At 73.7% G+C, this 9,446-nt stretch carries 11 protein-coding genes; 8 read left to right on the top strand and 3 right to left on the bottom strand.

Annotated features, from left to right (window positions below; all coding sequences use genetic code 11):
- Positions 1–116 precede the first annotated feature (116 nt).
- Entirely contained in the window at positions 117–308 is a 192-nt protein-coding gene (locus ACGFIZ_RS29505) for a hypothetical protein (protein WP_393425007.1), read from the bottom strand.
- A gap of 3 nt (positions 309–311) precedes the next feature.
- Between ACGFIZ_RS29505 and ACGFIZ_RS29500 the strand changes: the two genes are divergently transcribed.
- From ACGFIZ_RS29500 to prfH, 8 genes are all read left to right on the top strand, one after another.
- Positions 312–443 (top strand): hypothetical protein, encoded by a 132-nt coding sequence (locus tag ACGFIZ_RS29500; RefSeq protein ID WP_393425004.1) that lies wholly within the window; start codon positions 312–314, stop codon positions 441–443.
- 207 nt (positions 444–650) lie between these two features.
- Positions 651–1,322 carry a hypothetical protein gene (locus tag ACGFIZ_RS29495; RefSeq protein ID WP_393425001.1) on the top strand — a complete coding sequence of 224 codons (672 nt, stop codon included), beginning with the start codon at positions 651–653 and terminating at the stop codon, positions 1,320–1,322.
- Between the two features lie 106 nt (positions 1,323–1,428).
- Positions 1,429–2,358, top strand: a complete 930-nt coding sequence (locus ACGFIZ_RS29490) for a hypothetical protein (protein ID WP_393424998.1) — start codon at positions 1,429–1,431, stop codon at positions 2,356–2,358.
- Entirely contained in the window at positions 2,355–2,810 is a 456-nt protein-coding gene (locus ACGFIZ_RS29485; RefSeq protein ID WP_393424995.1) for an ABA4-like family protein, read from the top strand. The genes ACGFIZ_RS29490 and ACGFIZ_RS29485 overlap by 4 nt, the downstream gene beginning before the upstream one ends.
- A 4-nt stretch (positions 2,811–2,814) precedes the next feature.
- Positions 2,815–4,074 (top strand): sensor histidine kinase, encoded by a 1,260-nt coding sequence (locus ACGFIZ_RS29480; RefSeq protein ID WP_393424992.1) that lies wholly within the window; start codon positions 2,815–2,817, stop codon positions 4,072–4,074.
- Positions 4,071–4,697, top strand: a complete 627-nt coding sequence (locus tag ACGFIZ_RS29475) for a response regulator (RefSeq protein WP_393424989.1) — start codon at positions 4,071–4,073, stop codon at positions 4,695–4,697. Before ACGFIZ_RS29480 ends, ACGFIZ_RS29475 begins: the two co-directional genes overlap by 4 nt.
- A 190-nt stretch (positions 4,698–4,887) precedes the next feature.
- Positions 4,888–6,075, top strand: coding sequence for an RNA ligase RtcB family protein (locus ACGFIZ_RS29470; protein WP_393424986.1), 1,188 nt, complete (start codon positions 4,888–4,890; stop codon positions 6,073–6,075).
- Complete coding sequence (gene prfH / locus ACGFIZ_RS29465; RefSeq protein ID WP_393424983.1) at positions 6,072–6,746, top strand: peptide chain release factor H; 675 nt, start codon at positions 6,072–6,074, stop codon at positions 6,744–6,746. Before ACGFIZ_RS29470 ends, prfH begins: the two co-directional genes overlap by 4 nt.
- A gap of 46 nt (positions 6,747–6,792) precedes the next feature.
- Here the strand turns inward: prfH and ggt are convergent, their stop codons facing one another.
- Together ggt and ACGFIZ_RS29455 are read right to left on the bottom strand one after the other, a co-directional pair.
- Positions 6,793–8,598: a gamma-glutamyltransferase gene (ggt, locus tag ACGFIZ_RS29460; protein ID WP_393424980.1), complete on the bottom strand. Its 1,806-nt coding sequence runs from the start codon at positions 8,596–8,598 to the stop codon at positions 6,793–6,795.
- Between the two features lie 260 nt (positions 8,599–8,858).
- Positions 8,859–9,203 carry a hypothetical protein gene (locus tag ACGFIZ_RS29455; RefSeq protein ID WP_393424977.1) on the bottom strand — a complete coding sequence of 115 codons (345 nt, stop codon included), beginning with the start codon at positions 9,201–9,203 and terminating at the stop codon, positions 8,859–8,861.
- Between the last annotated feature and the right edge of the window lie 243 nt (positions 9,204–9,446).

Raw genomic sequence — 9,446 nt, 5'->3', positions numbered from 1 at the left:
GTTCTACCGGAGTCCCGCTGCCTCTCTACCGGCACCCTCCATCATGCTCAGGCAGCCCTTGACATCAGGCCCAACGCCTTAACTTCACGGCCTTGTCCTTTAGGGCGGGGAGGATGTCAAGCCCTCACCGTCGCCAACGGCATGATCGCGAAGTACGGCAGCCAGTCGAAGCTCGCCGCCGTCGGCCGGTACTTCCACCCGCCCGGGAGTACGCGGGCCAGGGCCGCTCGGCGTTCGCCCTCAACGGCACCGGCACGGTGCTGTTCGAGGTGCGCGGCCAGCAGGACGACCTGGGCCAGAAGCAGCACGGCATGCTCGTGGAGAGCGTGCAGACCGGCGTCGAGGCCCTGATCGGCGGCCTGGCCGACGGCACCGTCGACCGGGTAGACGGCGACGACTTCTTCGACCTGCCCGACTACGGCTGGGACACCGCGAACGACTGAGCACCGACGGAGCAGCCGCGGGGACGCACCTGTTCCCGCGGCTGCTCCGTTCGCGCGGGCGCGCTGGCACGTCGGCTCGGGGCCGGGTCGCATCTGCGGGGAGGTGGCGGCGGGCCGCTCGCATGTCGCCAATCCGTCGTTGTCCCCCAGCCGGCCCGTCCGTAGCGTCGCGACCACAGATCGATGCCGCGTGGAAGGGCTCCCCTCGTGACCGAACTCGTTGCTCCGCAGCTCGTCGTGAACAGCAGGATGATCTACTTCGGCTGGTTGCCGGCCGATCCCGACGCCGTGGCCGCCCTGGTGCCCGAGGGGCTCGAGCCGACGCCGAACCGCCAGGTCTTCATGAACCAGTACGTCGTCGACGACGCGGGGCAGACGTCCGGCTTCGGCGCCTACTCCCTCACCTACATCGGGCCGGACCTGTCCGGGGTCGACGCCCCCGACGGGGTCACCCCGGGCCGCTGGTGGACGCACTACTTCAACTCGAGTCCGGTGGTCCGCGAGTACGCCCTCGCGCGGGGTGTGCCGGCCACCGTGGGTACCACCACCATCGAGGTGACCGGTCACCGGCTGGTCGCCACCACCGAGGCGGACGGCGTACCCGTGATCAGGACCACGGCCCGCGTCGGCCGCACCGGCGACGCGGCGAACCGGGGGCAACTGCGCTACCTGACCAGGCTGGACGGCAGGTTGCTCAGCGGCAACTACCCGTTCGTGGCGGAGCCGGTCGATCCCTTCGAGGTCGAGTCGCTGGAGTTCCTGGCCCCCGACCATCCGGTGTACGCGCTGCGCCCGGCCGAGCCGTTGCAGGTCGTGTGGGGCTTCTACGCACCGCGTTCGTCGTTCGCCTACCCGGGCGGCGAGTCCACCCTCGACTGAGCCTCCCGTCTCCTACCACGGTAGGAGGCGGCGCTCCGACCGTCGGCCGCAACCGGGGCTTCAGGTCGGGCGAAGTCCACGGGCCGGCGCAGCAGCATCTGCAGGTATGACAATCACGCTGCGCCGGGCGGCTCACTGGCACCGCCCACTGATGGTCTTCGTCTCGGCGATGGCGGTGCTCGCCGTCGTCTCCGCGGTCGGCATCGTCGCCGACCCGCGGGTCCTCACCGGTGTGCCGATCTGGCTCAAGCCGCTGAAGTTCTCCCTGTCGTTCGTGGCGTACAGCGTCACCCTGGCCTGGATGCTCTCCCTGCTGCCGAGGCGTAGCCGGGTCGCGGAGCGGGCCGCCACCGTCATCGTCGCCGTGGCGGTGCTCGAAATGGTGATCATCGTCGGGCAGGTGCTGCGCGGCACCACCAGCCACTTCAACGCCACCACCCCGCTGAACGGCGCCCTGTTCGCGTTGATGGGTGCCGCGATCATGGTGCTGTTCGCCGCGCACCTCGTCCTCGGGATCGTGGTGCTGCGCCAGCGCATCGCCGACCGGGCCGCCCGGTACGCGGTGGCGCTGGGGCTCGGCCTGACGCTGCTCGGCATGCTGGTGGCGGTGCCGATGACGATGCCCAGCCAGCAGTCGGACGTCGAGGGAATCTCGGGGGCGCACAGCGTGGGCGTGCCGGACGGCGGGCCGGGGCTGCCGCTGGTCGGCTGGAGCACCACCGGCGGGGACCTGCGGATCGGGCACTTCGTGGGGCTGCACGCGCTGCAGGCGCTGCCGATCCTGGCGATCCTGCTGCGCCGGTTCCTCGGCAGGCGACTGGACGAGCTCACCCAGGCGCGGCTGCTGGTCGTCGCGGGCGGCGCGTACGGCGCGTTCACGCTGCTGCTCACCTGGCAGGCGCTGCGCGGGCAGCCGCTGCTGCGGCCGGACGCGCTCACCCTGGCCGCCGTGGCGGCCCTCGTGGTCGCGACCGCGACCGCCGCCGGCCTCGTCGTGACCCGGCGGCGCCGCTCGGAGATGGCGCTCGCGGCATGACCGGCACGCTGTTCACGCTGACGTTCGCGACGGCCGCGCCGTTCTGGGCCCTGATGATCCTGCTGCCACGCTGGTCGGTGACCGCCCGGGTCGTCCGGTCGCCGCTGATCGTGGCCCCGGTCCTGGCGATCTACGCGATCCTGGTGCTCCCGGCGCTCGGGGAGGTACTGCCGGCCGTGACCTCCCCCACCCTGGACGGCGTACGCGACCTGCTGCGCACCGCCGACGGCGCGGCGGCGGCCTGGGCGCACATGATCGCGTTCGACCTGTTCGTCGGCCGGTGGGCGTGGCTCGACAGCCGGGAACGGTGGGTGCCGGCGCTGGTCATGGCGCCCGTGCTGGTGCTGACGATCCTGCTCGGGCCGCTCGGCCTGGCCGCCTACCTGGCCGCCCGGACGAGGTGGGCCCGGCCGGCGGGTGTTCGTCCGTCCGAGCCGCAGCGCCTAGGCTGACCTGGTGGGCTGGGTGGCACGACTGTTCGGCGCGCGGGACACCCTCGTGCGGATGGTGCTGCTGGACCTCAGCGGCATCGGATACCTGCTGTTCGGCGCCCCGGTGACCGGGGCGCCGACGGCCGCCCAGTGGGTCCTCGCGGTGATCGCGTTCGCCGTCGCGCTGGTGTTGCACCGCCGGCCGCTGGTCAACCTGCTGGCCCAGGCCGCGCTGCTGGCGGTCGCGATCCCGCTGGTCGACGACGTCACGATCAACCAGGTGGGCGCCAGTTGGGCGCTGCTGGAGCTGACCATGCGGGCGCGTCGGCCACGGACCATCTGGCTGGCCGCCGGGCTGCTGGCCGCCGTCGACCTGACCAACTCGATCGGCGACCCGTTCCGGCGGGTCCTCTCCGGGGTGTTCGGGCTGCTGGTGGAGGTCGGCGTCCCGCTGCTGCTCGGCCTGGTCATCCGGACCACCCGGGAACTCGCCCGGCAGGCGCAGGATCGGGCGGAGGCGGAGCAGCGCCGGCGCGAGTCGGACAGCCGCGCGGCGCGCGCCGACGAGCGCAGCGCCATCGCCCGGGAGTTGCACGACGTGGTCGCGCACCACGTGGCGTCGATGGTGCTGCGGGTCGGCGTGGCCCGGCACGTGCTGACCGACCTGGATCCGCGGGTAGGTGAGGTGTTCGACGACGTGCACGCCACGGGGAGCGCTGCCCTGGCCGACCTGCGCCGGCTGGTCGAGGTGCTGCGCAACCCCGAGGGGGTACGCGGCGACGCAGCGCTGACCGCGATCGAGCCGTCGGCGCTGCCGGCGGCACTCGGCGCGGCGGTCGACCGGGCCCGGCAGGCCGGCGTCGTCGTGGAGGCCGACATCGACCCGGCGATCGGTTCGCTCGACGCGGTCCGGGGCCTGGCGGTGTTGCGGCTCACCCAGGAGGCGCTGACCAACGTGGCCAAGCACGCCGGCACGTCCGCGCTGGCCCGCCTCTCGGTCGGCGTCGCCGACGGCGCCGTCCACTGGGAGGTGTCGGACGACGGGGGCGGGTGGCTGCCCGCGGCCGTGCCCTCCGGTGGCGGCCACGGCATCACCGGCATGCGCGAGCGCGTCGAGGTTCTCGGCGGTCGACTGGAGGCCGGCCCGACGGGCAGGGGCTGGCGGGTGCGTACCGTCCTGCCGGCCGCGGTGCCTCCTCCCCCGTCCCCCGCCGTCGCGCCGGCCCCGTCGGCACCGCGGGAACGCGAGGCCCCCGTCGGGCCGCGCACGGCGGAGCCGGCGTGATCCGCGTCCTGCTGGTCGACGACCAGCACCTCATCCGTGCGGGCCTGCGCATGCTGTGCGACGCCCAGCCCGACATCGAGGTCGTCGGCGAGGCCGACAACGGCCGCGACGCGGTCACCCTCGCCGCGCGGCTCGTCCCCGACGTCGTCGTCATGGACCTGCGCATGCCGGGCGTCGACGGGATCACCGCGACCACCCGGATCCTCGCCGACCGTCCCGCCATCCGGGTGCTGGTGCTGACCACGTTCGGCGACGACGACCACCTCTACCCGGCTCTGACCGCCGGTGCCTGCGGATTCCTGCTCAAGGACGCACCGCCCGCCGACCTGCTGGACGGCGTCCGCCGGGCCGCCGCCGGCGAGAGCCCGTTCAGCCAGGAGGTGCTGCGGCGCCTGGTCCAGCGCGCGGTGCACGCCCGCGCCGGGACGCCCCGGCCGGTGGCGGAACTGACCGCCCGCGAGCAGGACGTGCTGGACCTGGTCGCCGAGGGCCTGTCCAACACGGAGATCGCGGAGCGGCTGCACATCGGCGTCACCACGGTCAAGACCCACATCACCAGCCTGATGACCAAGACCGGGAGCCCCAACCGGGTGCGCCTGGCCCTGTTCGCCCGCGGCGCCTGAGGAGCCCCTGGGCCGGCCGGCCCCCTCCCCGCACCGCCGGCCGAAACTCGCTTGCTGCGGGGGGTTCCCTCCCGGACAGTGGTGCCCATGACGTTCTGAGGACAGCTTCCCCCTCCGTTCCCGAGGCCCGCGGCGCCAGCCGGCGCCGTAGTGCCGCCTGTCCACACCTTTCACCGAGAAGCGAGCGTCTTTGTCTCAGCACCACTTCCGGCGGGAACCCCTGCCCAGGTCCACCCCGGCCACCGTCACCGTGTTCGCCTCCCCCACCAGCTGGATCGAGTCCGAGGCCCTCGCGCAGTGCCAGCAGGTGGCCGCCCTCGACGGCATGATCCACGTCGCCGGCATGCCGGACCTGCACCCGGGCAAGGGCGCCCCCATCGGCGCCGCGATGGCGTCGACCGTGTTGTACCCGTTCCTGGTGGGCTCCGACATCGGTTGCGGGATCGCCGTGTTCCCGGTCAAGCTCAAACGCGCCGTACCGGAGAGACTCGCCGCCCGGTTCCCCGACCTCGACCGCCCGCTCGACCCGGAGCGGTACGGCGACGACCCGGCCTGGGCCGTCGTGGACGGTGACGTTCCCGCGGGTCACGTCGAGGGCCTCGGGACGGTCGGCCGGGGCAACCACTTCGTCGAGCTGGCGCGGATCGACACCGTCCTCGAGTCGGGTCACGCGAGCCGTCTCGGGCTCGACCCCGGCGACCTCGTGCTCGTCGTGCACAGCGGTTCGCGAGGGCTCGGCGAGCGGATCCTGCGGGCGCACACCGAGGTCCACGGTGCGGGCCCCACCCCTGATCCCGCCGCCTATCTGGCCATGCACGACGCGGCCGTACGCTGGGGTTCGCTCAACCGGCGGCTGCTGGCCGCCCGGGTCGCCCACGCCCTGGGCAGCGAGCCCACCGAACCGGTCGTGGACCAGTGCCACAACCTGGTCGAGGTCCGCGACGGGGGCTACCTGCACCGCAAGGGCGCGGCGCCGGGCGACGGCCGCGACGTGCTCGTCGCCGGGACGCGCGGCACCCGTTCCTACCTCGTGGCCGCCCACGCCGGCCCGGAGGCCAACCACTCGGTGGCGCACGGCGCGGGCCGCAAGATGTCCCGCGCCGACGCCCTGCGACGGGGCCGGGCCAAGCACACCGTCGAGGAACTGCGCCGCACCCCGGTGGGCTCGCTGGTGGTGTGCGGCGACCGTCAGCTGCTCTTCGAGGAGGCACCCACGGCGTACAAGCGCATCGAGCAGGTGATCCGCGACCTCGTCGACCACGACCTGGCCACCCCCGTGGCCGCCACGGTCCCCCTGGTCACCTACAAGACGCCCGACGTCGCAGCGGGCCCCCGGCCCGAGCGCCGGAACGACGGCCGCCGGCGGGGCCGGCGATGAGCGTGCACCTGCTCATGTCCGCCGGGCGCGGCCCACGGGAGTGCGCCTGGGCGCTGGCTCGGCTGCTGTGCCGGCTGGAGGCCGACGCCGCCCGGCAGGGTCTGACGACCCGGCGGGTGCAGACCGTGCCCGGTGACCGGCCCGACACCTACCGATCAGCGCTGGTGCGGGTCTCCGGCGCCGACGCGGAAGCGTTCGCCGCCTCCTGGACCGGAACCCTGTGCTGGCAGGCCCCCAGTCCCTACCGCGCGAGCACCGGCCGCAAGAACTGGTACGTCGTCAGCCGACCGTGTCGGACCGACGTCCCCGCCACGGCGTTCGCGGAGGCGGACGTCGAGATCGTCGGCTGCCGTACCGGCGGCCCCGGCGGGCAGCACCGGAACAAGGCCAGCACGGCGGTACGGGCGGTCCACCGCCCTTCGGGCATCGTCGTGGTGGTCGACACCGAACGGCAGTTCAGCCTCAACCGGCGCATCGCCGTACAGCTGCTGCGGCAGCGCATCGAGCGCGGCGACGAGGCGGCGCGGCGCGCCGTCACCCGGGACCAGTGGCGGATCCACGACGAGCTCGTCCGCGGCGATCCGACCCGGGTGGAACGCCCCCGACCGGCGGCGGGGGACGGGACCCCGCGACAGCGGACGCACCAGCGACGGCGGCCCGGGCCGCGCTGAGCGGCGACGGCTCAGCTGGCCCGAGCCGTCGCCGCGGTACCCGTCGTCAGGGGCGCGCCCACCGGCCGACCACGGCCGCCGCACCGCCGCCCCGGCGTACCGGCTCGGCCGCGGCGAGCAGCCGGCCGTCGTCCAGGAACTCGATACCCGTCGCGGCGCCGATCTCGGCGGTCGAGGAGAAGGCGTGCCCCGGGGGAAGGCCACCGGCGTACTCGGCGACGAACGCCGGCTCGGCCTGGGTGCTGGCGCCGTTGCGCTGCGACGCCCGCGGCGCCGCCAGCGCCTGCCGCAGGGTCATCCCCAGGTCGATCCGGTTGACCAGCAGCTGCAGGACCGTGGTGATGATGGTCGCGCCGCCGGGCGTGCCGACGGCCAGGAACGGCCGTCCGTCGGCCAGCACGATCGTGGGCGACATGGAACTGCGCGGGCGCTTGCCCGGCGCCGGCAGGTTCGGGTCGGGCGCGGCGCCCTGGGTCGGCGCGAAGTTGAAGTCGGTCAGCTCGTTGTTGAGCAGGAACCCCCGACCGGGTACGACCATCCCGTTGCCGCCGGTCGCCTCGATGGTCAGCGTGTACTCCACCACGTTGCCCCACCGGTCGGCCACGGTCAGGTTGGTGGTGCTCCTGCGGTCGTCGCGGACGTCGGCGGCCGGCGCCGCCGAGCAGCCGCCGTAGGCGCCGTCGGGCACGCCGGGCGCGACCGGCTTGGGCAGCGCCGCCGAGGCGTCGATCAGGCAGGCGCGTTCCTTGGCGTACGCGTCGCTGAGCAGTTCGTGGAGCACGGCCCGCGGGGTGTGGTCGCCGACGTACCGGTTGCGGTCGGCGAACGCCAGCGCGCTGGCCTCCAGGTAGTGGTGCATCGCCTGGGTCGCGCTCATCGAGCGCAGGTCGAACTGCTCGAGGATGTCGAGCGCCTCGCCCACCGCGGTGCCGCCGCTCGACGGGGTGGACATGCCGTACACCTCGAGGCCCCGGTAGTCCGACCTGGTCGGCTCGGGGAAGCGGGTGCGGTAGCCGGCGAGGTCCGCGGAGGTCATCCCGGCCGGGCGGACCGGGTACGGCCAGGACCCGATCGGCTGCGCCGCGACCGGCGGGTGCTGCACGGTGGCGACCAGGTCGCTACCGACCTCACCCCGGTAGAACACGTCGGTGCCCTGCCTGGCGATCAGCCGGTACGTCTCGGCCAGGTCGGGGTTGCGGAAGGTGCTGCCGACCGCGGGCGGCCGGCCGCCGGGCAGGTACAGCGCGCTGGTCGAGCTGAACTGCCCGAAGGCGGCCTGGTTAGCGGCGATCTGGCCGGCGAAGGTCTCGTCGACGGTGAAGCCGTCCTCGGCGACCCGCGCGGCCGGCTCGAGCAGCTGCGCCAGCGACCGCGTGCCCCAGCGGTCCAGGGCGTCCTGCCAGGTGAGCAGCGTGCCGGGGACGCCGACCGACAGCCCGCTGATCCGGGCCTCGTCGAACCGGTACGGCTGGCCGGTGGCCGGGTCGACGAAGCTGGTCTCGGTCATCGACGCCGGAGCCGACTCGCGGCCGTCGATGGTGTGCACCCGCCCGGTCCCGGCGTCGTAGTAGAGGAGGAAGCCTCCACCGCCGATGCCGGCCGAGAAGGGTTCGGTGACGCCGAGCGCGGCCGCCGCGGCGATCGCCGCGTCGACCGCGTTGCCGCCGCGGCGCAGCACCGCCAGCCCGACCGCCGTCGCCGTGGCGTCCACCGTGGCGACCGCTCCCCCGTACCCGACCGCCGCCGGTTCCTTCGGCGGCTCGGCCGGCTTCGCCGCCTGCCCGGGTACGGCGGTCCCGGCCACGACCGTGGCCAGCGCGATCGTGGCGGTGATGAGGGTACGAGGTCTCACGTGGTCTCCCCGGATCGACATGGGTGGACCTACTGCCTACCGCCACGGCCGCGAGTAGGCAACCGGTCGAGCCGATGTTCCCGATCCGCCCTGGTCACCCAGGCGGTCACGGCCAAGACCTGGCGGGCCACCGTCTGGGGCCGCGCGGGAAGGCGGCCGGGTGACCGTGGCCCGGTGGGAGGGCACCCCCGGCCGGTCCTGCCGTGGCGACGGCGCCCGCCGGGCCGGTCTTCCCCGGCCCGGCGGGCGCTCCCATTCGATCAGTCCTGCCTTGCGGAGATCGAGCTCTGCGCCGTGTTCGTGGCGGCCCGGATGCCGAAATAGGCGGTCGTGATGGAGGTGATGGCGGTGAAGGCGCTGGTCAGTATCGCGACGGTCTGAGAGTCCGCGGTGTTCGAATCCAGACTGACCAAGCCGATGATCGAGGCCGCAACGATGGCCGCGTCTCCCAGGACCACCACCAGCAGCCCCGTCACCGCCCGGGTCTTCTGAACGCCGTCCCTGGTACCGACGGGCTTTTTTGGTGCACCCCCGGTTCGATCATCGGGCGGAGCCGGCGGTGGATCGCTCGGCTGACTCGGCGGCGGATCCAGCCCTTCAGCCACGGCACCTCCATTCTTCCGCGCCCCGGGTGTTCTTGATCGACAACTGTGCCGGCGCGGCCCGCACGGACGACCCGACCGCGCCGTGCGAATCATTTTCTCCTCGCGCGCCCTGGCACCGGGGACGGACCGGTCGGTGCCGCAGGATCTGCGAAACGGTGTGCCGGCGTCCGGGAACACTCTCGGCGCTCATCTGCCGAGAGACCGGCAGCACCCCGACCAGGGCGCACGAACGGGGACAGTCGG

This window comes from Micromonospora sp. NPDC048830, assembly GCF_043198215.1.
GTDB lineage: Bacteria > Actinomycetota > Actinomycetes > Mycobacteriales > Micromonosporaceae > Micromonospora.
This window is presented reverse-complemented; position numbering and strand designations above follow the sequence as displayed.